Source organism: Streptomyces roseifaciens, assembly GCF_001445655.1.
Lineage (GTDB): Bacteria > Actinomycetota > Actinomycetes > Streptomycetales > Streptomycetaceae > Streptomyces > Streptomyces aureoversilis.
Genome location: NZ_LNBE01000004.1, coordinates 460,285 through 486,810 on the forward strand (window position 1 = coordinate 460,285; position 26,526 = coordinate 486,810).

Sequence of the window (26,526 nt, forward strand, 5' to 3'; positions counted from 1 at the left end):
GCCCGTCCTGCCCGCCCGGCCCGTCGCGGCGTCCGGTACCGTCCGGCCGGACGGGCCGCTGGTCGGCGGGTGGGCAGGGATCGGGGAGAATGGCCGGTATGGATAACGCCTCGTCCCCCTCCCAGGCCCCCCACCGCGCGGGCTTCGCGTGCTTCGTCGGCCGCCCCAACGCGGGCAAGTCGACCCTGACCAACGCACTGGTGGGGACGAAGGTCGCGATCACCTCCAACCGTCCGCAGACCACGCGCCACACCGTGCGCGGCATCGTGCACCGGCCCGACGCCCAGCTGGTGCTCGTCGACACCCCCGGTCTGCACAAGCCGCGCACGCTCCTGGGCGAGCGGCTCAACGACGTGGTCCGGACCACCTGGGCCGAGGTCGACGTCATCGGCTTCTGCCTGCCCGCCGACCAGAAGCTCGGCCCCGGCGACCGCTTCATCGCGAGCGAGCTGGCCGGGATCAAGAAGACCCCGAAGATCGCCATCGTCACCAAGACGGACCTGGTGGACTCCAAGGCGCTCGCCGAGCAGCTGATCGCCATCCAGCAGCTGGGCGAGGAGCTGGGCATCCAGTGGGCGGAGATCGTCCCGGTCTCCGCGGTGGGCGACAAGCAGGTGTCGCTGCTGGCGGACCTGATCGCGCCGATGCTGCCGGAGAGCCCGCCGCTCTACCCCGAGGGCGACCTCACCGACGAGCCCGAGCAGGTCATGGTGGCCGAGCTGATCCGCGAGGCCGCGCTGGAGGGCGTCCGCGACGAGCTGCCGCACTCCATCGCCGTCGTCGTCGAGGAGATGCTGCCGCGGGAGGACCGGCCGGCGAACAAGCCGCTGCTGGACATCCACGCCAACGTCTACATCGAGCGCCCCAGCCAGAAGGGCATCATCATCGGCCCGAAGGGGGCCCGCCTCAAGGAGGTGGGCATGAAGTCCCGCAAGCACATCGAGGCGCTCCTGGGTACCCCGGTCTACCTCGACCTGCATGTGAAGGTCGCCAAGGACTGGCAGCGCGACCCGAAGCAGCTGCGCAAGCTGGGGTTCTAGCGGCAGCTGCGCACGCTGGGCTTCCAGCCGCCCCCGCGGCTATGCACCCTCCTTGAGTACCAGCCTGATCAGCTCACGCTGATCATGGCTGACATGAGGGTCCGCGCAGTGCACCGTGCGCCCGTCCACGTCGATCTCGTAGTGGAAGCCGTCCGGCACCCCCCGCACGGCCGCCGCCTCGGCGGGCGATGCGGTGAGCGCGCGGTGGGCCAGGGCCTGCACATGGGTGGCGTCGGGCCGGCCGGAGGTGTCCAGCTCGGCCCGACGCTCGATCCCGGCGAACCCGCCGGTCCGGGTGATGACGATCCGCATGGCGTCATTCTCGCCCCGGCGGGCGGTCCCTACGAGGTGGGGACGCCCACCTGCTCCCACGCCTTGAGGACGGCCTGGACCTCGTCGCCGTCGCTGTAGAGCGTGCGGGCGGTGGCCACGGTCTGCCGGGCGAAGTCGGCGAACTGGGCGTCCTCCTTGAGTTTCCCGCTGGTCAGCGTCGCGTACCAGACCTTGCCCGCGCGCTCCCAGGCGTTGCCGCCGAGCCGGGTGGCCAGCAGGTAGAAGGCCCGGTTGGGGATGCCGGAATTGATGTGCACCCCGCCCTGGTCGCGGGAGGTGCGGACGAAGTCGTCCATGTGGCCGGGCTGCGGGTCCTTGCCGAGGACGTCGTCCTCGTAGGCCGTGCCCGGCTCCTTCATGGACCGCAGGGCCACCCCGCGGTCCACGCCCGGGCCCAGCAGCCCCTGGCCGATCAGCCAGTCGGCCTGCTCGGCGGACTGCCCCAGGGCGTACTGCTTGATCAGCGAGCCGAAGACGTCCGAGACGGACTCGTTCAGCGCCCCGGACTGGCCGTAGTACTCCAGGTTCGCCGTGTACTGGGTGACACCGTGGGTGAGCTCGTGGCCGATGACGTCCACGGGGATGGTGAAGTCCAGGAAGACGTCCCCGTCGCCGTCGCCGAAGACCATCTGGCTGCCGTCCCAGAAGGCGTTGTTGTAGCCCTCGCCGTAGTGGACGGTGGCGTCCAGCTGCAGGCCCGCGTCGTCGATGGAGCGCCGGCCGTACGCCTTGAAGAACAGCTCGAAGGTGGCGCCGAGCCCGGCGTACGCGCGGTTGACCGTGACGTCCTTCGACGCCGGGTCGCCCTCGCCGCGCACCTTCCGGCCCGGCTGGGTCGCCCGGTGCTCCGCGTCGTAGATCGTCCGGCGGGGGCTGTCGGAGGGGGTGCCCGCAGGGGCGGCGAGGCCGCGCAGGGCGGTGACCCGGCGCCGGGTGCGGTGCGCCGAGTCGTGCTCCAGGGTGCGCTGCGCGATGTCGGCGCGCGCGGAATCGTCGGCCCGTGCGAGCTTGTCGAGCACGTGCGGCGGGACGATGGTGCAGAAAACGCTCTTCACGTTGTCACTCATGGCCTGAATCTGGCAGCGCCCCCCGGCCTTGTCAGGCCCCGGTGCACCGATTAACACAATCGAGTGGCACCGTTCCGTGTTGCGCCCGTGTCCCGCATGCTGGAACGCCCGTACCGAATCCCGTCCGGCTCGGCTACCGTGCTGTGCATCATGCGTTTCGGGCTGCTTCTTCTTAGCTGCCGCGGCGAGGGTCTGTAGTCGATCGGCCGACCCCCTCCCCGCGGTGTGAGGCGTTGCGGTCACCCGTGGTGACCTGCCCGTCGGCCTCCCCCGAGCTCGCCGCCGAGCCGGGGGAACCCCACCTCAGGACATACGAGGAGCCCCCGCAGATGCCCGAGACCTCCGCTTCCGTCGGCCGTCCCACCCCCCTCACCGCGGCGACCGTGACCCAGCGCCCCTCCGGGATGCCGGTGCACAAGTACCGCCCCTACGAGGCCGTGGACATCCCGGACCGCACCTGGCCCGGCCGGCGGATCACCGAGGCTCCCCGCTGGCTGTCGACGGACCTGCGCGACGGCAACCAGGCGCTGATCGACCCGATGTCCCCGGCCCGCAAGCGCGAGATGTTCGACCTGCTGGTCCGCATGGGCTACAAGGAGATCGAGGTCGGCTTCCCCTCCTCCGGCGCCACCGACTTCGACTTCGTCCGCTCGATCATCGAGGACGACGCGATCCCGGAGGACGTGACGATCTCCGTCCTCACCCAGGCGCGCGAGGAGCTGATCGAGCGCACGGTGGAGTCCCTGCGAGGGGCCCGCCGCGCCACGGTCCACCTCTACAACGCCACCGCGCCGGTCTTCCGGCGGGTCGTCTTCCGCGGCTCGCAGGAGCAGGTGAAGCAGATCGCGGTCGACGGCACCCGGCTGGTCGTGGAGTACGCGGAGAAGATCCTCGGCGACGAGACGGTCTTCGGCTTCCAGTACAGCCCGGAGATCTTCACCGACACCGAGCTGGACTTCGCGCTGGAGGTCTGCGAAGGCGTCATGGACGTCTGGCAGCCGGAGGCCGGCCGCGAGATCATCCTGAACCTGCCGGCCACCGTCGAGCGCTCCACGCCCTCCACGCACGCCGACCGCTTCGAGTGGATGTCGCGGCACCTGTCGCGCCGCGAGCACATCTGCCTGTCCGTACACCCGCACAACGACCGGGGCACCGCCGTCGCCGCCGCCGAGCTGGCGATCATGGCCGGGGCCGACCGGATCGAGGGCTGCCTGTTCGGCCAGGGCGAGCGCACGGGCAACGTCGACCTGGTCACCCTGGGCATGAACCTGTTCTCCCAGGGCGTCGACCCGATGATCGACTTCTCGCAGATCGACGAGGTGCGGCGGACCGCCGAGTACTGCAACCAGATGGAGGTCCACCCGCGCCACCCCTACGCGGGCGACCTGGTCTACACCGCCTTCTCCGGCTCCCACCAGGACGCCATCAAGAAGGGCTTCGAGGCGATGGCCGACAGCGCCGCCGCCGAGGGCAAGAGCGTGGACGACATCGAGTGGGCCGTCCCCTACCTGCCGATCGACCCCAAGGACGTCGGCCGCTCCTACGAGGCCGTCATCCGCGTGAACTCGCAGTCCGGCAAGGGCGGCATCGCGTACGTCCTGAAGAACGACCACAAGCTGGACCTGCCGCGCCGGATGCAGATCGAGTTCTCCCGGATCATCCAGGGCAAGACCGACGCCGAGGGCGGCGAGGTCACCCCCGCCGAGATCTGGTCGGTCTTCCAGGACGAGTACCTGCCCACCGAGGGCAACCCCTGGGGCCGGATCGCGCTGCGCACCACCCAGACCTCCACCACGAGCGAGGGCAGCGACGCGCTGACCGTCGAGGCCGTCGTGGACGGTGCCGACACGGTGCTGACCGGTACCGGCAACGGTCCGATCTCGGCCTTCGTCGACGCGCTGGGCGCGATCGGCGTCGACGCCCGGGTCCTGGACTACAGCGAGCACACCATGAGCGAGGGCGCCGCCGCCCGCGCCGCCTCGTACATCGAGTGCGTGATCGACGGCCAGGTGCTGTGGGGCATCGGCATCGACCCGAACACCACGCGCGCCTCGATCAAGGCCGTCGTCTCGGCGGTCAACCGGGCGTACCGGGGCTGAGGCGGACCCGCCGTCAAGGGGCCGCCGCCGATTCCACCGTATCCGGTGGCCCCGTGGCGGGTTCCCCCGTATGACGCCCGCAGTCTGCGCACGGGGTACTGACGTCGCATCATCGATGTGGCTAACATCACGTCAACGCGGCGACGAGGCCGTGGCGTTATGGAGGTGTGCGCCGTGATGCACGCGCAGGGCCGACCCGGCCGGGACCGGTGTGTGGTGGGCGTACGCACCGTATGGCGCACGGTCGGCGACGGCGAGTTCTACTGCCCCGGCTGCGGCGGCGACCGCAATTACCGCCGCCGCACCGGGCGCCGCCGCCTCGTGGCCTTCGGCCTGCCGCTGCTGCCGCGCGGCCCCGTCGGGCCGGTCGTGGAGTGCTCCGCGTGCCGGGCCCGCTACGGCACGGACGTCCTCGACCACCCCACCACCACCCGCTTCTCCGCGATGCTGCGCGACGCCGTGCACACCGTCGCGCTCGCCGTCCTCGCCGCGGGCGGCACCGAGGCCCGTACGGTCCGCAGAGCGGCCGTCGGCGCGGTCCGGGCCGCGGGCTTCGTGGACTGCAGCGAGGAACAGCTGATCACCCTGATCGAGGCCCTCGCCGCCGACACGGGGCGCCTGCCCGGCGCCTACGGCACCGACCTGGGCACCCCGTCCCCCTACGCCGGGCGGGACGGCTTCGACCCCCGGGGCACGGCCCTCGCCATCGAGCTGCACGAGGCGCTGGAGCCCCTCGCCCCCCACCTCGCCCCCGCGGGCCGCGAATCGATCCTGCTGCAGGGCGCCCGCATCGCCCTCGCCGACGGCCCCTACCGGCCCGCGGAGCGCGAGGTGCTCGCCACGGTCGGCCGGGCGCTCATGCTCTGCCCGGAGGACACGGACCGGCTGCTGGCCGCGGCGCGGACGCCGTCGTAGGGCCCCCGCCGCTCAGGAGCCGTAGCCGGACAGCGGGACGGGCTCCTGCGCGCCCGCCCCGCCCGGGGCCGGCTCCTGCAGGGCGCCGAGGACCCACGGCGCGTGCTTGCGCTGCACGCCGATGAGCACCTCCCCGTGGCCGTCGCGGCAGACCACGACCACCTGGCGCAGCGCCTTCCGCCGGCCCCGGGCCTCCGCGGTGACGCGCGCCGGATCCGACCGGTGGGGGACGCGGACGCCCTCCACGACCAGCGTGCGCGGCAGGGCCCTGCGGAGGGTGCGGCCCGCCGGATCGGGGGTCACCGCGAGCAGGCCGGGGCCCGCCACCAGGTACGGGCCGATGAGCTCGGCGCCGTACGGCGTGTCCGCCGCGACCCCGCCCTCGAAGCGCTTCTCCTTGCCGGGGACGACCGGGGCGAGCCCGCTCTCCGCCGGCCGCCGCCGCACCCGCACGCGCCACGAGGCGCCGAGGGCGACCGGCACCGCCCCCGCGCCGGTCAGCGTCAGCGCCGTCGGCACCGTGTCCGTGACCAGGGCCGCGACGAACGCGACGACGGCGATCAGGACCCCCGCGCACGTGGGCACGGTGGTCTGCCAGGTGTACCGCTCGGGGGCGCGGGGGGAGTGCCGGACCATCCAGTAGGCGATCCCGGCGAACGTCGCGCCCAGCACGAGCAGCCCGAGGCCGCAGGCGAACGGCAGGCGGTAGGCGTCCTTCGGCTGGTCGGCCGTCAGCTGCACGGTGCCCCGGAAGTCGACGAAGCGGATCTTGCCGCGCCAGTAGGTGGCGCGCACCTTGTCGCCGGGCTTGACCTTGGCGAAGACCGAGAGCGGCCCGTTCATGTCCGCGTGGTGGGTGGAGCCGTCGCGCCCCGTGAACGTGAGCCAGTAGTGGGTCGTCTTGCCCTGCGGAGCGGTCTCGGTGTGCTTCACCGCGCCCTCGACCACCTTGCGGCACTCCAGGGCCGGCTCGTCGCCCACGCACGCGGGAGCCGTCGCGAAGGCCCGGCTGTCGGCGCGCTTGTCCGGCACGGTGACGAACAGCAGGAACAGCGCGGCCAGCACGCACACGAGGGCCGCGGCTGCGGTGGAACGGACGGGGTGGCGCCTGCGGCGTCGGCGGCGGATGGGGGTCACCGGGTACTCACTGGGGGGAGGAAGATCGACATGGGGGTCACATTGTGCCTCCGGAGGCGGGGACGTTCAGCCTTCGTCGGTACGGGACAATAACTGCATGAGCCTCTTCCGCGACGACGGCGTCGTCCTCAGGACCCAGAAGCTCGGTGAGGCGGACAGAATCATCACCCTCCTCACGCGCGGCCACGGCCGCGTGCGCGCCGTCGCGCGCGGGGTGCGGCGGACCAAGTCGAAGTTCGGGGCGCGCCTGGAGCCGTTCTCGCACGTCGACGTGCAGTTCTTCGCGCGGGGGAGCGAGCTCGTCGGGCGGAGCCTGCCGCTGTGCACGCAGAGCGAGACCATCGCCGCGTACGGCGGACCGATCGTCGCCGACTACGCGCGCTACACCGCGGGCACCGCCATGCTGGAGACCGCCGAGCGGTTCACCGACCACGAGGGCGAACCGGCCGTGCAGCAGTACCTGCTGCTCGTCGGCGGCCTGCGCACGCTCGCCGCGGGCGAGCACGCCCCGGGCCTCGTCCTGGACGCCTTCCTGCTGCGCTCCCTCGCCGTCAACGGCTACGCGCCCAGCTTCGAGGCCTGCGCCCGGTGCGGAATGCCGGGTCCGAACCGGTTCTTCTCGGTGGCCGCCGGCGGCGTGGTCTGCGGGGAGTGCCGGGTGCCCGGAAGCGTCGTACCCTCCTCGGAGGCGATCGGGCTGCTCGGCGCGCTGCTGACGGGCGACTGGGCTACGGCGGACGCCTGCGAGCCGCGCCACGTCAGGGAGGGCAGCGGCCTGGTCGCGGCGTATCTGCACTGGCACCTGGAGCGCGGCCTCCGCTCGCTCCGGTATGTCGAGAAATAGGGAAACAGGGACCAAGGAGTAGTGGCACGCATGGCACGACGCGGGATTCTGGGCCGTTCCCGACGCGAGTACCGCACACCCGAGCCGCACCCGTCCGGGGCGCGGCCGCCGAAGATCCCCGGCGAGCTGGTCCCCGAGCACGTCGCGATCGTCATGGACGGCAACGGCCGCTGGGCCAAGGACCGCGGCCTGCCGCGCACCGAGGGCCACAAGGTCGGCGCCGAGCGCGTGCTGGACGTGCTGCAGGGCGCGATCGAGATGGGCGTCGGCAGCATCTCCCTGTACGCCTTCTCCACCGAGAACTGGAGGCGTTCGCCGGACGAGGTGCGCTTCCTGATGAACTTCAACCGCGACTTCATCCGCAAGACCCGTGACCAGCTCGACGAGCTCGGCATCCGGGTGCGCTGGGTGGGCCGCATGCCCAAGCTGTGGCGGTCGGTGGCCAAGGAGCTCCAGATCGCCCAGGAGCAGACCAAGGGCAACGACAAGCTCACGCTGTACTTCTGCATGAACTACGGCGGGCGCGCGGAGATCGCGGACGCGGCGCAGGCGCTGGCCGCCGACGTGAAGGCGGGCCGCCTCGACCCGTCCAAGGTCACCGAGAAGACCTTCGCGAAGTACCTCTACTACCCGGACATGCCGGACGTCGACCTGTTCCTGCGCCCCTCGGGCGAGCAGCGCACGTCCAACTACCTGATCTGGCAGAGCGCTTACGCCGAGATGGTCTTCCAGGACGTGCTCTGGCCGGACTTCGACCGCCGCGACCTGTGGCGCGCGTGCCTGGAGTACGCGTCGCGGGACCGCCGGTTCGGCGGGGCGATCCCCAACGAGCAGCAGCCCGCGGAGGAGCAGGGCACCGCGTGAGCTGAGCGCGCAGGCACGCAGGAGGGCCCCGGGCATCGCCCGGGGCCCTCGGTGCACGCGGCCGGGTCAGCGCTTCGCGGCGCACTCCCCGCACGTGCCGAAGATCTCGATGGTGTGCGCGACGTCCACGAAGCCGTGCTCCTCGGCGATGGAGTCCGCCCACTTCTCGACGGCGGGGCCCTCCACCTCGACGGCCTTGCCGCACAGCCGGCACACCAGGTGGTGGTGGTGCCCGCTGGAGCAGCGGCGGTAGACCGCCTCGCCCTCGCTGGTGCGCAGCACGTCGACCTCGCCCGCGTCGGCGAGGGACTGCAGCGTGCGGTAGACGGTGGTCAGGCCGACCGACGCACCGCGGTGCTTGAGCATGTCATGGAGTTCTTGCGCGCTACGGAACTCGTCCACCTCGTCGAGCGCGGCCGCCACCGCTGCCCGCTGCTTGGTGGACCGGCCGCGTACGGGGGGACCCGCGGTCGCCACAGTTGCCTCCTCCAGCTCGCCTGAACACCCATCCGCACATGTCGCACGGCAATTGTGCCAGTCCGCGCGGGCGGGTGGGCAAGCCCGGACGGGCGTCAGACCTTGACGTCGTCCGCCGCCGTGCGCGCGGCCGGCGCCTTGAGGGTGCATTCCCCGTCCGCCGCGGCCTTCCCCGCGCGCCGCTTCGCCAGGGGCGCGGCGAGCGCGGTGAGGACGACGAACAGGCCGATGGCGAAGAGCACGATGGTCGCGCCGGAGGGCACGTCGGCGTAGTAGGACGTGGCGGTGCCGGAGAGGGTCACCGTGACGCCGATGCCCACCGCGAGGGCGAAGGTCGCCTTGAAACTGCGGGTGATCTGCTGCGAGGCGGCGACCGGGATCACCATCAGGGCGCTGACGAGCAGCAGGCCGACGACGCGCATGGCGACGGTGACGGTGACCGCGGCGGTGACGGCGACGAGCAGGTTCAGCAGCCGCACCGGCAGCCCGGTGACGCGCGCGAACTCCTCGTCCTGGCAGATGGCGAAAAGCTGACGGCGCAGCCCGACCGTGGTGAGGATCACAAAGGCGGCCAGGATGCAGATCGCGACGATGTCCTCCTCCGAGACCGTGGCGATCGAGCCGAAGAGGTAGCTGCTCAGGTTGGCGCTGGAGCCGTTGTCGGAGAGGTTCATCAGCATCACGCCGCCGGCCATGCCGCCGTAGAAGAGCATCGCGAGGGCGATGTCGCCGCGCGTCCGCCCGTACCAGCGGATCAGCTCCATGACGACGGCGCCCGCGATGCACACGGCGGTGGCCATCCACACGGGGCTGGAGTTCAGCAGGAAGCCGAGGCCGACGCCGGTGAGGGCGACGTGCCCGAGGCCGTCGCCCATGAGGGCCTGGCGGCGCTGGACGAGGTAGGTGCCGATGGCGGGCGCGGTGACGCCCACGAGGAGCGCCGCGAGCAGGGCCCGCTGCATGAAGGCGAGGTCGAGGATGTCCATCAGGTCAGCAGCCCTGTCCGAATCGGTTCCGCAGCCGGGCCGGCGTGCGGGTGTACGTGGTCGTGGCCGGGCAGCGCGTGCTGGCCGACGGCCTCCGGGGGCGGGCCGTCGTGGACGACGCAGCCGTCGCGCAGCACGACCGCCCGGTCGATGAGCGGCTCCAGCGGGCCCAGCTCGTGCAGCACGAGCAGGACGGTGGCCCCGCGGGCGACCTGGGCGCGCAGGGCCTCGGCGAGGACCTCCTGGCTCGCGAGGTCGACGCCGGCCATCGGCTCGTCCATGATCAGCAGCTCGGGTTCGCCGGCCAGGGCGCGGGCGATGAGGACCCGCTGGTGCTGGCCGCCGGAGAGGGCGTCGACGGAGTCCCCGAGGCGGTCGTCCATGCCGACGAGCTCCAGGGCGCGTATGACCGCCTCCTTGTCGGCCTTGCGCATCATCCCGAACCGGGTGCGGGCGAGCCGCCCGGCCGAGACGACCTCGCGCACGGTCGCGGGGACCCCGCCGGCGGCGGTGGTGCGCTGCGGCACGTAGCCGACGCGGGCCCAGTCGCGGAAGCGCCGCCGGGGCGTGCCGAAGAGCTCCAGTTCGCCGCCGGTGAGCGGCACCTGGCCGACGATGCTGCGCACGGCCGTGGACTTGCCCGAGCCGTTGGCGCCGAGCAGGGCGACGACCTCGCCGGAGCGGACGGTCAGGTCCACGCCGCGCAGCACCGGGCGGCCGCCCAGGCTCGCGGTGGCGTCCCGCAGGGATATGACGGGCTGCTCCATGGTGATCTCCTCGGGCGCGCTCACTTGGTGCCGAGCGCCTTCTGCAGGGCGGCCAGGTTGGCTTCCATGACCTCGATGTAGTCGTGGCCCTTGGACTTGTCCGTGATGCCTTCGAGCGGGTCCAGGACGTCGGTCTTCAGCTTCAGGTCCTTGGCCAGCGTCTTCGCGGTCGCCGGGCTGGCGAGGGTCTCGAAGAAGATCGTCGAGACGTGGTGGTCCTCGGCGAGCTTGTGCAGGTCCTTGATGCGGGCGGCGCTGGGCTCGGACTCGGGGTCGAGGCCGCTGATGGCCTCCTCGGTCAGGCCGTAGCGCTCGGCGAGGTAGCCGAAGGCCGCGTGGGTGGTGATGAAGGTGTCCGAGGCGCGGTTCTTCAGGCCGTCCTTGAACTTGGCGTCCAGGGCGCCGAGCTTCTTCACCAGGGCGTCGGCGTTCTTCTCGTAGTCGCCCTTGTGCCCGGGGTCGGCCTCGGCGAGGGTCTTGGCGACGCCCTTGGCGGCCTCGGCGTACTTCACCGGGTCGAGCCAGATGTGGGGGTCGGCGCCGCCCCCGTGGTCGTGCCCGTGGCCTTCGTGGCCATGCTCGTCGTGGCCGTGGTCGTCGTGCCCGGCCTCCTCCGACTCCTCGGAGTGGGAGTGGTTGTCGCCGGTGGTGTGGTGCTTGCCGTCGACCTCGGTGCCGTGCTCCTCGAGCTCGGTGAGGGAGGCCACGTCCACGGCGTGCTTGTTCTTCGACTGCTTGATCGCCTCGTCCACGGCGGGCTGGACGCCCTTGAGGTAGACGATCGCGCCCGCGTCGGCGAGGGAGCCGATCTGCTTGGGCTTGAGCTCCAGGTCGTGGGGCTCGACGCCGGGCTTGGTCAGGTTGGTGACGCTGACGTGCTCGCCGCCGATCTGCTCGGCGAGGTACTGCATGGGGTAGAACGACGCCACCACCGCGAGCTTGCCGTCCGCCGCCTTGCCCGCGGACTCGTCCGGGGAACAGGCGGAGAGACCGAGCACTCCGAGTGCGGCGGCCGCGGCGACGACGGCGGTGCGTATTCGGGGGGCGCGGAGCTGGGGGAGGCGGCTTACGTTCATGACAGTCATTTTCAACAAAAATGGAAACGATTGTCAACAAGGTGGTCCGGGGCGGGGTGCGGAGGGGCATGGTCAAGCCAAGGCCAGAGCCGATTTGATTAGGAGGGTGGCAGCGCCGGTAACCTGAGTCATTCGCTGTTCGTCGTCGCAATGAAGAGAGCACCGTGGCCGCCGACAAGATCGACACCATCGTCAGCCTGAGCAAGCGCCGTGGCTTCGTCTATCCGTGCAGTGAGATCTACGGCGGACAGCGTGCCGCCTGGGATTACGGTCCGCTGGGCGTGGAGCTCAAGGAGAACATCAAGCGCCAGTGGTGGCGCTCCATGGTCACCTCGCGCGACGACGTCGTCGGTCTCGACTCGTCGGTGATCCTGGCCCGTGAGGTCTGGGAGGCGTCCGGCCACGTCGCGACCTTCACGGACCCGCTGACCGAGTGCACCTCCTGCCACAAGCGCTACCGCGCCGACCACCTGGAGGAGGCGTACGAGGCCAAGCACGGCAAGCTGCCCGAGAACGGCCTCGCCGACCTCAACTGCGCGCACTGCGGCACCAAGGGCGCCTTCACCGAGCCCAAGCTGTTCTCCGGCCTGCTGTCCACCCACCTGGGCCCGACCCAGGACTCCGGTTCGGTCAGCTACCTGCGCCCCGAGACCGCGCAGGGCATCTTCACCAACTTCGCCCAGGTCCAGCAGACCTCGCGGAAGAAGCCGCCGTTCGGCATCGCCCAGACCGGCAAGTCCTTCCGCAACGAGATCACGCCGGGCAACTTCATCTTCCGCACCCGCGAGTTCGAGCAGATGGAGATGGAGTTCTTCGTCAAGCCGGGCGAGGACGAGACCTGGCACGAGTACTGGATGGAGCAGCGCTGGAGCTGGTACACCGGCCTCGGCATGCGCGAGGAGAACATGCGGTGGTATGAGCATGCCGCGGAGAAGCTCTCCCACTACTCCAAGCGCACCACTGACATCGAGTACCGCTTCAACTTCGGCGGCACCGAGTTCTCCGAGCTGGAAGGCATCGCCAACCGCACGGACTACGACCTGAAGGCCCACTCCCAGGCCTCCGGCCAGGACCTGACCTTCTTCGACCAGGAGGCCGGCGAGCGCTGGTTCCCGTACGTCATCGAGCCGGCGGCCGGCCTGAACCGCGCCATGCTCGCCTTCATGCTCGACGCGTACAACGAGGACGAGGCCCCCAACGCCAAGGGCGTCATGGAGAAGCGCGTCGTGATGCGCCTCGACCCGCGCCTGGCCCCGGTCAAGGTCGCCGTCCTCCCGCTGTCCCGGAACCCGCAGCTGTCCCCGAAGGCCAAGGGCCTCGCCACGGACCTGCGCAAGAACTGGAACATCGAGTTCGACGACGCGGGCGCCATCGGCCGCCGTTACCGCCGCCAGGACGAGATCGGCACGCCGTTCTGCGTCACGGTCGACTTCGACACGCTCGAGGACAACGCCGTGACCGTCCGCGAGCGCGACACGATGAAGCAGGAGCGCGTCTCCCTCGACCAGATCGAGGGCTACCTGGGCTCGCGTCTGCTGGGTTGCTGACGTCTTTTCGTAACGGCCGGAGGCCCCGGTTCCCCACTCGGCGGGGACCGGGGCCTCCGGCTTTTCCACGTTCCCCCCGGACGTCCGCCCGAGGGTGGCACCAGCTGCACCACCGAGCCGGACGCCAGCACCATCGCCCGCCCCTGACCTGCGCACCTACCGTGTGACCATGCGAATCCCCATCCCCCTCCGCCGCCCCTTCGACGGGGCCGGCCGCGCCGCCGTCTTCCTCGCCGTCGGCGGGCTCGTCCAGTTCGGGGCGCTCGCCGTGCTGGCGGTGCCGTGGCTGGACGGCGGGCCGACGAGGGCGACCAGCTGCCTGCTCGCCCTGGCGGTGATGACGGGGGTCCTCGGGGCCGCCTGCCCCGTGCTGACGCGGGCGCAGCGGGCGCGGTTCCGGGCGTGGCTCGGGGTGGAGATACCGGTCGCGGGCCGGTCCTGGTCGTGGCGGCAGGTGGGCTACCACCTGGTGGCGGGGCCGCTGATCGCGCTGGGCGGCGCGCTGACGCTGCTGCTGTGGGCGGCGGCCGCGGTGGCCGCCACGGTCTACGTCTGGGTGTGGGCGCTGCCGCCCGACACGCGGCCGGCGCAGGTGGGTTACGCCGTACAGGCCGCCTACCTCACCGTCGCAGGACTCGCCGGGCTCTACGGCGCGGCATGGCTCTCCCGCGCGCTCGTCCGGCTCGACACCCGCGCCGCCACGGACCGCCTCGGCCCCAGCCGCGCCGAGGTGCTGGAGCAGCGCGTCGAGGAGGTCGCCGCGAGCCGCGCCGGCGTCGTGGACGCCGCCGACGCCGAGCGCCGCCGCATCGAGCGCGACCTGCACGACGGGGCCCAGCAGCGGCTCGTGTCGATGGCGGTGAACCTGGGGCTGGCCAAGGTGACGCTCAAGGACCTGCCCGAGGAGGCCCGCCAGGTCATCGACGAGGCGCACCGCGAGGCGAAAGAGGCCATCGCCGAGCTCGGCAACCTCGTACGCGGCCTGCACCCGGCCGTGCTGGAGGACCGCGGCCTCGACGCCGCCCTGTCCGGCATCGCCGAGCGGACGCCCCTGCCCGTGGGGCTGACGGTCGACCTCGCCGACCGGCCCGCCCCGACCGTCGAGGCCGTCGCCTACTTCGTCGTCTCCGAAGCGCTCGCCAACGTCGTCAAGCACGCGCGGGCGAACCGGGCCGACGTCCGCGTCGAACGGCGAGGGGGGATACTTCTCGTCGTCGTCACCGACGACGGCGTGGGCGGGGCCGACCCTACGGGCGGCAGCGGGCTGGCCGGACTGGCCAAGCGGGTCGCGTCGGTCGACGGCACGTTCTCGATCAGCAGCCCCGTGGGGGGCCCGACCGTCGTGACTGTGGAGCTGCCGTGCGCGCCGTGATCGCCGAGGATTCCGTCCTGCTCCGGATCGGCCTGGTGAAGGTCCTGGAGACGGCCGGGTTCGACGTGGTCGCGGAGACCGGCGACGCGGAGGCGCTGCTGGCGGCGATGGAGGAGCACCGGCCCGGTCTCGCCGTCCTCGACGTGCGCATGCCGCCGGGCTTCACCGACGAGGGCGTGCGCGCCGCGCTCGTCATCCGCAAGCAGTGGCCGGACACGGCCGTGCTGCTGCTCTCCCAGTACGTGGAGGAGCGCTACGCCGCCGACCTGCTGTCCGGGGACACGCGGGGCGTCGGCTACCTGCTCAAGGAGCGGGTCGCCGACGTGGAGGAGTTCATCGACGCGCTGCGGCGCGTCGCGGGCGGCGGCACCGCGCTCGACCCGCAGGTCGTCTCGCAGCTGCTGCTGCGCCGGCACAGCGATCCGCTGGACCGGCTCACGCCGCGCGAGCGGGACGTGCTGGAACTGATGGCGTCCGGGCGGTCGAACGCGGGGATCGCGGAGGGGCTGGTCGTGAGCGAGAGCGCCGTCGCCAAGCACATCAACTCGATCCTGGCGAAGCTGGACCTGCCGAAGGCGGACGCGGACCACCGGCGGGTGCTGGCGGTCCTGCGGTTCCTCGGCGTGGGCTGACGGGGCGTGGGCTGACGGTTTTTCAGCCCTGCAGGCCGCGCAGCAGCAGGTCGCAGACGGCGTCGAACGCGGCGTCGATGCCCGGGAGCGACCAGTCCGCGGCGTACGCCGGGTCGTGGAAGCGGTTCGTCGCGTCCCAGAGCGCGCGCGCCGTGGCCGCGGCGTCGGTCCCGGCGAACTCGCCGCTGCGGACGCCGCTCTCCACGATCCGGGCCAGCTGCCCGATCATCGTCTCGATGTGCCGGTCGACCGTGGCGCTGTTCTCGCCCACGAGGACCATGTACGTGGCGAACAGCTCGGGGTCGTCCCCCGCCTTGCGCCGCTTCGCGGCGAACAGCGCGGCGAGCCAGGAGCGCAGCCGCGGGCCGGCGGGGCCGTCCGCGTCGGCGACGGCCGACAGCTCCGCGTGCGACAGGTCCAGCCAGCGCTGCGTGACCGCCTCCCGCAGGGCGGCCTTGCTGCCGAAGTGCCGGTAGACGCTGCCGTGACTGACGCCCAGCGCACGTGCGACGTCGACCACGGTGGCCTTGGCGGGCCCGAAGCGGCGCAGCACGTCCTCGGTGGCTTCGAGGATGCGTTCGGGGGTCAGCGGCGCGGGCGACATGCGGGCTCGTACCTTTCGGCTAGGGACGGGCGGTCCGGGAATGACGTACGCCCAGATGGACGGTACCTGTCCGGCACCGGCCGGTGGGTGCCCAGTCCCGCGACCGGTCTCCCACCGCCGGACCCGCCGGTGGGGGTTGTGCGCCGTCGCGGCGGGGTTCCCTGCCGGGGCAGGGAGCGTTGAGAGGCGCTGCCTCTCGATTCCGCCGCCGCGGCGGGTCTCCTGCCCGGCGGCAGCAGGTGGCGAGAGGCCGTGCCTCTCTGTTCCGCCGCTGTGGTGAGCAACCACCGCGGTGAAGCCCGGCGGTGCCGGTCCGGCCCCGGGCTCGGGCCGTGTGGCACCGCCGGACCCGCCGGTGGGGGTTGCGCGCCGTCGCGGCGCGGACTGGCTGCCCGCGGCGGTAAGCGCACCCCCGTCCGGGGATCGGGTGAGCCGCCCGTAGGGCTCACCGTTCGCTGTCGAGGTGGGCCATCTGGGATTCCGGGTAGCGCGCGCCGGCCGCGGCGCCCGCGGGGACGGCCGCCTCGATGGCGGCGAGGTCGGCGGCGTCCAGGGTCAGGGCGAGCGCGCCGAGCGCCTCCGTGAGGCGGTCGCGGCGGCGGGCGCCGACGAGGGGGACGATGTCCTCGCCCTGGGCGAGGACCCAGGCGATGGCGGTCTGCGCGACGCTCGCGCCCTTGCTGTCGGCGACCTTGCGCAGGGCGTCTACCAGGTCGAGGTTGCGCTGCAGGTTCTCGCCCTGGAAGCGCGGGCTCATGCCGCGGAAGTCGCCCGCGCCGAGCTGCCGGTCCCGGCCGAAGTGGCCGCTGATGAGGCCGCGCGAGAGCACGCCGTACGCGGTGACGCCGATGCCCAGCTCGCGGGCGGTGGGCAGGATCTCCTCCTCGATGCCGCGGGAGATCAGCGAGTACTCGATCTGCAGGTCGGAGATGGGCGCCACGGACGCGGCCCGGCGCAGGGTGTCGGCGCCCACCTCGGAGAGGCCGATGTGGCGCACGTGGCCGGCCTCGACGAGCTCGGCGATGGCGCCGACCGTCTCCTCGATCGGCACGCCGGGGTCGACGCGGGCGATGCGGTAGACGTCGATGTGGCCGGTGCCCAGGCGCTGCAGGGAGTAGGCGGCGAAGTTCTTCACCGCGGCGGGGCGGCCGTCGTAGCCGGACCAGCCGCCGTCCGGGTCGCGCAGGGCGCCGAACTTGACGCTGGTGAGCGCCTTGGCGCGGTTGGCCTCGCTCGTCGTGCGCAGCGCTTCGCCGATGAGCAGTTCGTTGTGGCCCATGCCGTAGAAGTCGCCGGTGTCGATCAGGGTGACGCCGGCGTCGAGGGCGGCGTGGATCGTGGCGATCGACTCGGCGCGGTCGGTCTCGCCGTAGAGGGCGGACATGCCCATCGCGCCGAGGCCGAGGGCGGAGACCTGGGGGCCGGTGGTGCCGAGGGTGCGGTGCTGCACGGGAGCTCCTTCGGAGGGGAAGCGGGCAGAAAGGGGCAATCCGCCCAGAAGTGGGTAAGCCGGATTGCAGGCTCCCTTGAAGAGTGGCACATGGAATGACAGATTTCAATATCTGTCATTCATTCGTGCGCGGCAGCCGCAGCGTCAGCAGCACGGTCGCCACCACCGTCACCAGCTGCACCCCCAGCGTCACCGCGAGGGCATCCCGCATCCCCACCGCATCCGACAGCGACAGGAACAGCGACCCGAGCGTGGCCACGCCCAGCGCCATGAACGACTGCTGCGTGGTGACCATGACCCCGCCGCCCACACCCGCCTGCGCCACCGGCACCTCGCTCAGCACCGTCCGCAGCGTCAGCGGCAGCAGCAGCCCCTGCCCCAGACCCTGGACGGCCAGCGCCACGCACGGGCCCCACAGCCCCGCCCCGTCCCAGCCCCAGTAGAAGGCCGCCGCCACCCCGAGCAGCCCCACCCCCTGGACCAGCGCCCCGGCCGTCACGGCCCGCCGCCCGTACCGGCTGAACAGCCGGGGGCAGGCAAGCGAGGCCGCGAAGAACGTCACGCACATCGGCACCAGCGACAGCCCCGCCGCCAGCGGCCCCAGCCGCAGCCCCTCCTGCAGCACCACCGCCAGGACGAACATGAAGCCGCCCCAGCCGAGCGAGAACGGCACCAGCACCGCCAGCCCCGTACGCACCGACCGCACCCGCAGCAGCGACGGCGGCACCAGCGGCGTCCGCCCCTCCCCGCCGGACCGCTCCAGGCGCCGCTCCGTGACGGCGAACGCCACCGCCGCGAACGGGAAGACCGCCAGCAGCACCCACGACCACACCGGCCAGCCCGTCGCCCGGCCCTCCGTCAGCGGCACCAGCAGGGAGACGAGCGACAGCGACAGCAGCGCCGTACCCAGGCCGTCCACCCGCGTCGGGCGCGCCGAGCGGGTCTCGGGCACCGCGCGGCCCGCCAGCAGCAGCGCCACCGCCGCGACCGGCGCGTTCACCAGGAAGATCGACCGCCAGCCCATGCCCGCGACGTCCGCCGCGACCAGCACCCCGCCCAGCACCTGGCCGACCGAGGCGGCGACCCCGGACGTACCGCTGTAGAAGCTGAGCGCCCTGGCCCGGGCCTCCCCGCTCGTCGTGGCCTGGATCGTCGCCAGCACCTGCGGCAGCATCAGCGCGGACGCCGCGCCCTGCGCGATCCGCGCGATCACCAGCTCCCAGGCGCCCGGCGCCAGCCCGCACGCCACCGACGTCACCCCGAACGCGGCCGTGCCCCACAGGAACAGCCGGCGCCGCCCCACCGTGTCGCCCAACCGCCCGCCGAGCACCAGCAGCACGGCGTACGCGACCCCGTAGCCGCCGACCACCATCTCCAGGAGCGCCGGGCCCGCGTGCAGGTCGTGGTCGATGGCCGGCAGGGCGACGTTGACGATGAAGAAGTCGACCATGGGCAGCGCCGCGCCGACCAGCACGGTGAACAGGCCCAAGGGGGTCAGGACGGGATGCGCGGCGGAATGCGGGGCGGGATGCGGGACGGGGGCGGCAACGGCCGCTTCGGTGGGGGAGGTTATCCGGGTATCGCTCACCGTCCCGACGATGCCCGCCCGTCCAGACCGGTACCAGAGCCTTCTTATCCTGGTACCCGTACTACCTGGAACGGGCCGCCGGCCTCGCGCACGCTGGAGACATGACCACGATGCTGCAGGAACCCCGGACCGTCGCCGCGTCCGCGTCCGCGCCCCTGCTCACCGCCGACGACGTACGCCGCGGGGAACTCGCCGCGTTCCTGCGCAGCCGCCGCGAGCGCGTCTCCCCCGAACAGGCCGGGCTGCCGCGCGGGCCCCGGCGGCGCACGCCCGGGCTGCGCCGGGAGGAGGTCGCCCACCTCGCCGCCGTCGGCGTCACCTGGTACACGTGGCTGGAACAGGCCCGCGACATCAAGGTCTCGCCGCAGGTCCTCGACGCCGTCGCCCGCGCCCTCCAGCTCGACCGCAGCGAGCGCAGTCACCTCTTCGCCCTCGCCAACGCGGTCGACCCGCTGCCGGAGACCGACTGCCCCGGGGTCTCCGCGGACCTGCGGATGATGCTGGACCGGCTGGAGCCGTTCCCCGCCTGCATCCAGAACTCGCGCTACGACATCCTCGCCTACAACCGCACCTACAGCGCGCTCATGTGCGACCTCGACAAGCTGCCGCCCGAGGAGCGCAACTGCATGTGGCTCGCCTTCACCAACGCCGAGGTGCGGGCCACGTTCCTCGACCGGGAGGAGACGATCCGGGCCATGGCCGCGAAGTTCCGCGCGGCCATGGCCGAGCACCTCACCGATCCGGCGTGGAAGCACCTGCTGGCGAAGCTGCTGCGGGCGTCACCGGAGTTCCGGATGCTGTGGGCCCGGCACGAGGTCGCCCCCGTCACGGCCTACCGCGTACGCACCCTGTGGCACGCCCGCACGGGCGAACTCCGCCTGAACCACACCAGCCTCTGGACCGGCCCCCACCCGGGCGGCCGCCTGGTGACGTTCACCCCCGCGGACACCACGACCCACGAACGCCTGATCGCACTCACGAGCGGCGGTACGCCCTGAGGGAGCCCGGCGACCTCCTTCCGCCGCGGTGGTGAGCAACCGCTACGGTGGCGTCCGGCGGTGCCGAACAGGCCTCGGGCCCGGGCCGCATGGCACCGCCGGGATGCGCCGTCGGGGTTTCTCGCCGTCGCGGCGGACGTTGTGGGCGCCGGCGACTTTCTGTTCCGCCGCCGCGGCGCGTAACCACCACCGTGGAGCTCGGCGGTGCCGGGCCGGCCCCGGGCCGCTCGCGGCCTACTCCGGAGCGTTCCGGTCCGGTGTTCCCGTCAGGCGGGCCGTGATGCGGTCCAGGGCCGCGAGGTCTTCCGGGGGGAGGGCCAGGAGGGCCGGGGGCGGGGTGCCGAGGATGGCTTCTGCCCGGGCCGCCGCCTCGCGGCCCGCCGGCGTGGCCGAGACGATCTTCGAGCGGCGGTCGGCCGGGTTCGCGGTGCGTTCCACCAGGCCGCGCCCGGCGAGGTCGTCCACGACCAGCGTGGCGTAGGGCCGGTCGGTGAGCAGCTGTTCGGCCAGTTCGCGGAGCGTGAGCGGGCCGCGGGCGATCCGCCGCAGGGCCTTGACGCGGAAGAAGCTCATGCCGAGCGCTTCGACGACCTCCTTGCGGCGCTCGTTGCCGCCGAGGACGATCTCCCGCAGCTGCCCCCAGGCACGCTGCGCGGCCTCGTCGTGTGTGTCGTGCGCGGTCATGGTGTCGTCACCGGGATCCTGCTCCGCTCGGCGTGGGGGTCGGGGCGGGCCGCGGCCCGCTCGGCGGTCCGGGCGGCCCAGCGGCCGGTGGTGATCGTACCGACCAGGAGGACGGCCGCACCGCAGCCGGAGACGATCCACCAGCCGGTTCCCTGCAGCCCCGCGGCGACGGCCGCGCCGATCACGGCGACGCCCAGCGAGCTGCCGACCTGCCGGCTGGTGGAGGCGACGGCGGCGGCGACCCCGGCCCGGGCGCGCGGCAGGCCGGAGACGGCGGTGTTGGTGATGGGCGCGTTCACCAGGCCGAAGCCGATGCCGAAGAGGACGTAGGCGGTGAACAGCAGGGCGTCGGAGGAGCCCGCGTCGAAGGCGGCGAAGAGCAGGCCGCTCGCCGTCATGGCCACCCCGGCGAGCAGCAGCGGCAGCCGCGGCCCGCGGGCCCCGACGAGCCGGCCGGACAGCGGCGCGAAGACCAGGCACATGACGGCCATGGGCAGCATGTAGAGGCCGGCGTCGAGGGCGGAGAGGCCGCGCTCGTTCTGCAGGTGCAGGGTGTTGAGGAAGAGGAAGCCGCCGAGCGCGGCGAAGGCGGACACCGCGGTGACGGTGGCCCCGCTGAAGGGCGCGCTGCGGAAGAGCCGCGGCTCGATCAGGGGTTCCGCGCGGCGCCGCTCGTAGGGGACGAGCGCGGCCAGGGAGGCGGCGGCGACGGCGAAGCAGCCGAGGATGAGGGGCGAGCCCCACCCGGCGGCGGCGCCCTCGATGATCCCGTACGTGAGCGAGCCGAGCAGCGCGATCACCAGCAGCTGGCCGACGGGGTCGGCCCGGCGGGCGGTGGCGGCGCGGGACTCGGGCACGTACCGCGCGGTCATGGCGAGCGCGGCCAGCCCGACCGGCAGGTTGATCCAGAAGATGGCCCGCCAGCCGGTCGTCTCGACGAGCGCGCCGCCGATGATCGGCCCGGCGGCCATGCTGATGCCGACGACGCCGCCCCACACGCCTATGGCGCGGGCCCGCTCCCGGGGGTCGGTGAACGTGTTGGTGATGATCGACATGGCGACGGGGTTGAGCATGGAGCCGCCCACGGCCTGCACCATGCGGAAGACGATCAGCCAGCCGAGCCCCGGCGCCAGGCTGCACAGCACGGAGCCGGCGGTGAAGAGCACCAGCCCGGCCTGGAAGACGCGTCTGCGGCCCAGCCGGTCGGCGGTCGAGCCGGCGAGCATCAGCAGCGAGGCGAGGACGAGGGTGTAGGCGTCGATCGTCCACTGCAGCCCGGAGACGGAGGCGTCGAGCTCCCGCTGCATGGAGGGCAGCGCCACGTTGAGGATCGTGTTGTCGAGGCTCACCATCAGCAGGCTCGTGCAGCAGATGGCGAGGATCAGCAGCCGGCGGCGCCGGGAGAGCTCGGGCAAGGGGACCCCCTGGGGGAGTGGGCGCACAACAGATAGTTGTACATCTCCAATGATTTTAAGAGTACAACTAAAGGGCCGGTCGCGGTACGCGACAATGGGGCCATGACCAATGACGCCGCCACGCCGCTCCAGATCGGCCCGCACACCGTGTGGCCGCCGGTGGTCCTCGCCCCCATGGCGGGCATCACCAATGCGCCCTTCCGCACGCTGTGCCGCGAGTTCTCCGGCGGCAAGGGGCTGTTCGTCAGCGAGATGATCACCACCCGCGCCTTGGTCGAGCGCGACGCCAAGACCATGCGGCTGATCCACTTCGACGGCACCGAGAAGCCCCGCTCGATCCAGCTCTACGGCGTCGACCCGGTCACCGTCGGCAAGGCCGTCCGCATGATCGTGGACGAGGACCTGGCCGACCACATCGACCTCAACTTCGGCTGCCCGGTCCCCAAGGTCACCCGCAAGGGCGGCGGCTCGGCCCTGCCCTACAAGCGCAACCTGCTGCGCTCGATCCTGCGCGAGGCCGTCGGCAACGCCGGCAGCCTCCCGGTGACGATCAAGATGCGCAAGGGCATCGACGACGACCACATCACCTTCCTCGACGCCGGCCGGATCGCCGTCGAGGAGGGCGTCACCGCCGTCGCCCTGCACGGCCGCACGGCCGCCCAGCACTACGGCGGCACCGCCGACTGGGAGGCCATAGCCCGCCTCAAGGAGGCCGTGCCGGAGATCCCCGTGCTCGGGAACGGCGACATCTGGTCGGCGGACGACGCCGTGCGGATGATGCGCGAGACCGGCTGCGACGGCGTCGTCGTCGGCCGCGGCTGCCTGGGACGCCCCTGGCTCTTCGGCGACCTGGTCACGGCCTTCGAGGGCGGCGACGCCTTCACCGCGCCCACCCTGCGCGAGGTGGCCCGCGTGATGCTGCGCCACGCCACGCTCCTCGGCGAGTGGCTGGAGAGCGAGGAGCGCGGCGTCATCGACTTCCGCAAGCACGTGGCCTGGTACACCAAGGGCTTCTCCATCGGCTCGGACATGCGCAAGAAGCTGGCGATCACCTCGTCCCTGGACGAGCTGGACGCTCATCTGAGCGAGCTGGATCTGGACCAGTCCTGGCCGGTCGGCGCCGACGGCCCCCGCGGCCGCACGTCCGGCCGCAACCGCGTGGTGCTCCCGGACGGCTGGCTGGACGATCCGTACGACTGCGCGGCCGTCAGTGCGGACGCCGAACTCGACACATCCGGCGGCTGAGAAGGCGTGATTCTCGCCACCCCTGATCGGGGGTCCGCTCAGATGAGCGTCTGACCCGGGGGTGCATCTCTTGAGGGGTGGCACTGCGTGCCACCCCTCTTGCTTTCACAAGTCGACGTCGCACCTCGCCGTTCATCGACCCTCCGTGATCTGCTGACTTCTTTTTGTCATTCTGTCTTCAGAAGTCGAACGATCGGCTGCCGGGCCCTTTACCGGGGCGTGACTTTCGATCTGCTGGCTGACAGGCGGTTACGCCCATATGGCCGGGGGGTGGACCTCCTCATAAGCCTTCGATCTGGGTACGCTCCCCGCCGTCAGCACGTTTGAGCACGCCTTCCCCCAACTGTGTACGGGGGGACCCCAGTGAGGAGTCGAGTCCCGTGCCGGAAACCACAGATCAGCAGAAGTTCGTCTACGACTTCACCGAGGGCAACAAGGACCTGAAGGACCTGCTCGGCGGGAAGGGCGCCAACCTCGCCGAGATGACCAACCTCGGCCTGCCCGTTCCCCCCGGCTTCACCATCACCACCGAAGCCTGCAAGGTCTACCTCGAGAGCGGCACCGAGCCCGTCGCCCTGCGCGACGAGGTCTCCGCCCACCTCGACGCCCTCGAGAAGCAGATGGGCAAGAAGCTGGGGCAGGCGGACGACCCGCTGCTGGTCTCGGTACGGTCCGGTGCCAAGTTCTCCATGCCCGGCATGATGGACACCGTCCTCAACATCGGGCTCTCCGACGACTCCGTGGCCGGGCTCGCCGCCCAGGCCGGCAGCGAGCGCTTCGCCTGGGACTCCTACCGCCGCCTCATCCAGATGTTCGGCAAGACCGTCCTCGGCGTCGACGGCGAACTCTTCGAGGAGGCCCTCGACGAGGCCAAGCGCGCCAAGGGCGTCACCACCGACGTCGAGCTCGACGCCGCCGACCTGCAGCGCCTGGTCGAGGAGTTCAAGGGCATCGTCGCCAAGGAGACCGGCCGGGACTTCCCGCAGGAGCCGCGCGAGCAGATGGACCTCGCCGTCCGGGCGGTCTTCGACTCGTGGAACGGCGACCGCGCCAAGCTCTACCGCCGCCAGGAGCGCATCCCCGGCGACCTCGGCACCGCCGTCAACATCTGCTCCATGGTCTTCGGCAACCTCGGCCCCGACTCCGGCACCGGCGTCGCCTTCACCCGCGACCCCGCCAGCGGCCACCAGGGCGTCTACGGCGACTACCTGCAGAACGCCCAGGGCGAGGACGTCGTCGCGGGCATCCGCAACACCGTGCCGCTCGCCGACCTCGAGCGCATCGACAAGGCGTCCTACGACCAGCTGATGCAGATCATGGAGACGCTCGAGACGCACTACAAGGACCTGTGCGACATCGAGTTCACCATCGAGCGCGGCAAGCTGTGGATGCTGCAGACCCGCATCGGCAAGCGCACCGCGGGCGCGGCCTTCCGCATCGCCACGCAGCTGGTGGACCAGGGCCTGATCGACGAGGCCGAGGCGCTGCAGCGCGTCACCGGCGGGCAGCTCGCTCAGCTGATGTTCCCGCGCTTCGACGACAGGGCCTGCGGCAGGGAGGGGTCCGAGCTCCTCGGCCGCGGCATCGCCGCTTCGCCCGGCGCCGCCGTCGGCAAGGCCGTCTTCGACTCCTACACCGCAGTGAAGTGGTCGCGCTCGGGCGAGAAGGTCATCCTCATCCGCCGCGAGACCAACCCCGACGACCTCGACGGCATGATCGCCTCCGAGGGCATCCTCACCTCGCGCGGCGGCAAGACCTCGCACGCGGCCGTCGTCGCCCGCGGCATGGGCAAGACCTGTGTCTGCGGCGCCGAGGAGCTGGAGGTCGACACCAAGCGCCGGCGCATGACCGCCCCCGGCGGGATCGTCATCGAAGAGGGCGAGGTCGTCTCCATCGACGGCTCGACCGGCAAGGTCTACCTCGGCGAGGTGCCCGTCGTCCCCTCCCCGGTCGTCGAGTACTTCGAGGGCCGCATGCAGGCCGACGCGGCCGACGCTGACGAGCTCGTCCAGGCCGTGCACCGGATGATGTCCTACGCCGACGGCGGCCGTCGTCTGCAGGTCCGGGCCAACGCCGACAACGCCGAGGACGCCGCCCGCGCCCGCCGCTTCGGCGCCCAGGGCATCGGCCTGTGCCGCACCGAGCACATGTTCCTCGGCGAGCGCCGCGAGATGGTCGAGCGCCTGATCCTCGCCGACACCGAGGCCGAGCGGGACGAGGCCCTCGGGGCCCTGCTGCCGCTGCAGAAGGCCGACTTCGTCGAGCTCTTCGAGGCCATGGACGGGCTGCCCGTCACGGTCCGCCTGCTCGACCCGCCGCTGCACGAGTTCCTCCCCGACATCACCGAGCTGTCGGTACGGGTCGCGCTCGCCGAGGCCCGCCGCGAGCCGCACGAGAACGAGCTGCGCCTGCTCCAGGCCGTGCACAAGCTCCACGAGCAGAACCCGATGCTCGGCCTGCGCGGCGTCCGCCTCGGCCTCGTCATCCCGGGCCTGTTCGCCATGCAGGTGCGGGCCATCGCCGAGGCCGCGGCCGAGCGCGCCACCGCCGGTGGCGACCCGCGCGCCGAGATCATGATCCCGCTGGTGGGCACCGTCCAGGAGCTGGAGATCGTCCGCGAGGAGGCCGAGCGGGTCATCGCCGAGGTCGAGCAGGCCACCGGCACCGACCTGGGTCTCACCCTCGGCACCATGATCGAGCTGCCGAGGGCCGCGCTCACGGCCGGCCAGATCGCCGAGGCCGCCGAGTTCTTCTCCTTCGGCACCAACGACCTGACCCAGACCGTGTGGGGCTTCTCCCGCGACGACGTCGAGGCGAGCTTCTTCACCGCGTACCTGGAGAAGGGCATCTTCGGCGTCAGCCCCTTCGAGACCATCGACAGGGACGGCGTCGGCTCGCTGGTGCGCTCGGCCGTCAAGGCCGGCCGGGCCACCCGCCCCGACCTCAAGCTCGGCGTCTGCGGCGAGCACGGCGGCGACCCCGAGTCGGTGCACTTCTTCCACGAGGTGGGGCTGGACTACGTCTCCTGCTCCCCCTTCCGCATCCCCGTTGCGCGCCTGGAGGCGGGCCGTGCCGCCGCGCTCGGCAACGGGGGCTCCGACAGCCGCTGATGCGGCGGCCGCACCGGCCCGGCACGAACCGGGCCGGCGCGGCGGAGCCGTCGCCGGGGCGACCCCGACCCTCAACCCGGCGACGGCTCCCGATCCATGAAGGGGCGGCACCCGTGCGGGGGGCCGCCCCTTCGCCCTTGTGCGGCGGTTGCGTACGGTGGACGGGTGGCCCGGCGGCCGGGCGGACGGTTTTGCGGACGGCCGGGCGGACCGCCGGTCGAACGGCCCGGCGGACCGCCGGAGGCGGACCGGTACGACCGGTCGGTACGTACCAAG

General features: G+C 72.1%; 23 protein-coding genes. 11 read left to right on the top strand and 12 right to left on the bottom strand.

What is annotated here, in order from left to right:
- Positions 1-98: 98 nt before the first annotated feature.
- Positions 99-1,040, top strand: a complete 942-nt coding sequence (era, locus tag AS857_RS19130) for a GTPase Era (protein ID WP_058044522.1) — start codon at positions 99-101, stop codon at positions 1,038-1,040.
- A 39-nt stretch (positions 1,041-1,079) separates the two neighbouring features.
- On the opposite strand, the gene AS857_RS19135 is transcribed toward era, so the two are convergent.
- Together AS857_RS19135 and AS857_RS19140 are read right to left on the bottom strand one after the other, a co-directional pair.
- On the bottom strand, positions 1,080-1,352 hold the full coding sequence (locus AS857_RS19135) for a protealysin inhibitor emfourin (RefSeq protein WP_058044523.1): 273 nt from the start codon (positions 1,350-1,352) through the stop codon (positions 1,080-1,082).
- A 29-nt stretch (positions 1,353-1,381) separates the two neighbouring features.
- The gene (locus AS857_RS19140) at positions 1,382-2,440 is read right to left on the bottom strand and encodes a M4 family metallopeptidase (protein WP_058044524.1); all 1,059 of its coding nucleotides are present in this window, start codon (positions 2,438-2,440) and stop codon (positions 1,382-1,384) included.
- 329 nt (positions 2,441-2,769) lie between these two features.
- On the opposite strand from AS857_RS19140, the gene leuA reads away from it, so the two are divergent.
- Entirely contained in the window at positions 2,770-4,539 is a 1,770-nt protein-coding gene (gene leuA, locus AS857_RS19145) for a 2-isopropylmalate synthase (RefSeq protein WP_058044525.1), read from the top strand.
- A 177-nt stretch (positions 4,540-4,716) separates the two neighbouring features.
- Positions 4,717-5,454: a tellurite resistance TerB family protein gene (locus AS857_RS19150; protein ID WP_058046905.1), complete on the top strand. Its 738-nt coding sequence runs from the start codon at positions 4,717-4,719 to the stop codon at positions 5,452-5,454.
- A 12-nt stretch (positions 5,455-5,466) separates the two neighbouring features.
- On the opposite strand, the gene AS857_RS19155 is transcribed toward AS857_RS19150, so the two are convergent.
- Positions 5,467-6,591 carry a hypothetical protein gene (locus AS857_RS19155; protein WP_058044526.1) on the bottom strand — a complete coding sequence of 375 codons (1,125 nt, stop codon included), beginning with the start codon at positions 6,589-6,591 and terminating at the stop codon, positions 5,467-5,469.
- 97 nt (positions 6,592-6,688) lie between these two features.
- Between AS857_RS19155 and recO the strand changes: the two genes are divergently transcribed.
- Positions 6,689-7,435: a DNA repair protein RecO gene (recO, locus tag AS857_RS19160; RefSeq protein ID WP_058044527.1), complete on the top strand. Its 747-nt coding sequence runs from the start codon at positions 6,689-6,691 to the stop codon at positions 7,433-7,435.
- 30 nt (positions 7,436-7,465) lie between these two features.
- Entirely contained in the window at positions 7,466-8,299 is an 834-nt protein-coding gene (locus AS857_RS19165) for an isoprenyl transferase (protein WP_058044528.1), read from the top strand.
- Between the two features lie 66 nt (positions 8,300-8,365).
- Here AS857_RS19165 and AS857_RS19170 read toward each other — a convergent pair whose 3' ends face one another.
- The 4 genes from AS857_RS19170 to AS857_RS19185 form a co-directional block, all read right to left on the bottom strand.
- Entirely contained in the window at positions 8,366-8,776 is a 411-nt protein-coding gene (locus AS857_RS19170; RefSeq protein WP_058044529.1) for a Fur family transcriptional regulator, read from the bottom strand.
- Between the two features lie 95 nt (positions 8,777-8,871).
- Positions 8,872-9,762, bottom strand: coding sequence for a metal ABC transporter permease (locus AS857_RS19175; RefSeq protein ID WP_058044530.1), 891 nt, complete (start codon positions 9,760-9,762; stop codon positions 8,872-8,874).
- On the bottom strand, positions 9,762-10,529 hold the full coding sequence (locus tag AS857_RS19180) for a metal ABC transporter ATP-binding protein (RefSeq protein WP_058044531.1): 768 nt from the start codon (positions 10,527-10,529) through the stop codon (positions 9,762-9,764). Before AS857_RS19180 ends, AS857_RS19175 begins: the two co-directional genes overlap by 1 nt.
- A gap of 20 nt (positions 10,530-10,549) precedes the next feature.
- The gene (locus AS857_RS19185) at positions 10,550-11,605 is read right to left on the bottom strand and encodes a metal ABC transporter substrate-binding protein (RefSeq protein WP_058044532.1); all 1,056 of its coding nucleotides are present in this window, start codon (positions 11,603-11,605) and stop codon (positions 10,550-10,552) included.
- A 164-nt stretch (positions 11,606-11,769) separates the two neighbouring features.
- Here AS857_RS19185 and AS857_RS19190 point away from each other — a divergent pair, with 164 nt between their 5' ends.
- From AS857_RS19190 to AS857_RS19200, 3 genes are all read left to right on the top strand, one after another.
- Complete coding sequence (locus AS857_RS19190) at positions 11,770-13,152, top strand: glycine--tRNA ligase (RefSeq protein WP_058044533.1); 1,383 nt, start codon at positions 11,770-11,772, stop codon at positions 13,150-13,152.
- Between the two features lie 169 nt (positions 13,153-13,321).
- Positions 13,322-14,524 (top strand): sensor histidine kinase, encoded by a 1,203-nt coding sequence (locus tag AS857_RS19195; protein WP_058046906.1) that lies wholly within the window; start codon positions 13,322-13,324, stop codon positions 14,522-14,524.
- Positions 14,512-15,156: a response regulator transcription factor gene (locus tag AS857_RS19200; protein ID WP_058044534.1), complete on the top strand. Its 645-nt coding sequence runs from the start codon at positions 14,512-14,514 to the stop codon at positions 15,154-15,156. Before AS857_RS19195 ends, AS857_RS19200 begins: the two co-directional genes overlap by 13 nt.
- A gap of 22 nt (positions 15,157-15,178) precedes the next feature.
- Here AS857_RS19200 and AS857_RS19205 read toward each other — a convergent pair whose 3' ends face one another.
- The 3 genes from AS857_RS19205 to AS857_RS19215 form a co-directional block, all read right to left on the bottom strand.
- A complete protein-coding gene (locus AS857_RS19205; RefSeq protein WP_058044535.1) occupies positions 15,179-15,760 on the bottom strand; it encodes a TetR/AcrR family transcriptional regulator in 582 nt (193 codons plus the stop codon).
- A 445-nt stretch (positions 15,761-16,205) separates the two neighbouring features.
- Positions 16,206-17,210: an aldo/keto reductase gene (locus AS857_RS19210; protein ID WP_058044536.1), complete on the bottom strand. Its 1,005-nt coding sequence runs from the start codon at positions 17,208-17,210 to the stop codon at positions 16,206-16,208.
- Between the two features lie 115 nt (positions 17,211-17,325).
- Positions 17,326-18,798, bottom strand: coding sequence for an MFS transporter (locus AS857_RS19215; RefSeq protein ID WP_058044537.1), 1,473 nt, complete (start codon positions 18,796-18,798; stop codon positions 17,326-17,328).
- Positions 18,799-18,899: 101 nt separating this feature from the next.
- Between AS857_RS19215 and AS857_RS19220 the strand changes: the two genes are divergently transcribed.
- Entirely contained in the window at positions 18,900-19,796 is an 897-nt protein-coding gene (locus tag AS857_RS19220) for a helix-turn-helix transcriptional regulator (protein WP_058044538.1), read from the top strand.
- A 234-nt stretch (positions 19,797-20,030) separates the two neighbouring features.
- Here AS857_RS19220 and AS857_RS19225 read toward each other — a convergent pair whose 3' ends face one another.
- Positions 20,031-20,480, bottom strand: a complete 450-nt coding sequence (locus AS857_RS19225) for a MarR family winged helix-turn-helix transcriptional regulator (protein WP_058044539.1) — start codon at positions 20,478-20,480, stop codon at positions 20,031-20,033.
- Entirely contained in the window at positions 20,477-21,895 is a 1,419-nt protein-coding gene (locus tag AS857_RS19230) for an MFS transporter (RefSeq protein ID WP_058044540.1), read from the bottom strand. The genes AS857_RS19225 and AS857_RS19230 overlap by 4 nt, the downstream gene beginning before the upstream one ends.
- 102 nt (positions 21,896-21,997) lie before the next feature.
- Here AS857_RS19230 and dusB point away from each other — a divergent pair, with 102 nt between their 5' ends.
- Positions 21,998-23,140, top strand: coding sequence for a tRNA dihydrouridine synthase DusB (gene dusB / locus AS857_RS19235; protein ID WP_058044541.1), 1,143 nt, complete (start codon positions 21,998-22,000; stop codon positions 23,138-23,140).
- A 380-nt stretch (positions 23,141-23,520) separates the two neighbouring features.
- Complete coding sequence (gene ppdK / locus AS857_RS19240) at positions 23,521-26,250, top strand: pyruvate, phosphate dikinase (protein WP_058044542.1); 2,730 nt, start codon at positions 23,521-23,523, stop codon at positions 26,248-26,250.
- Positions 26,251-26,526: the final 276 nt, after the last annotated feature.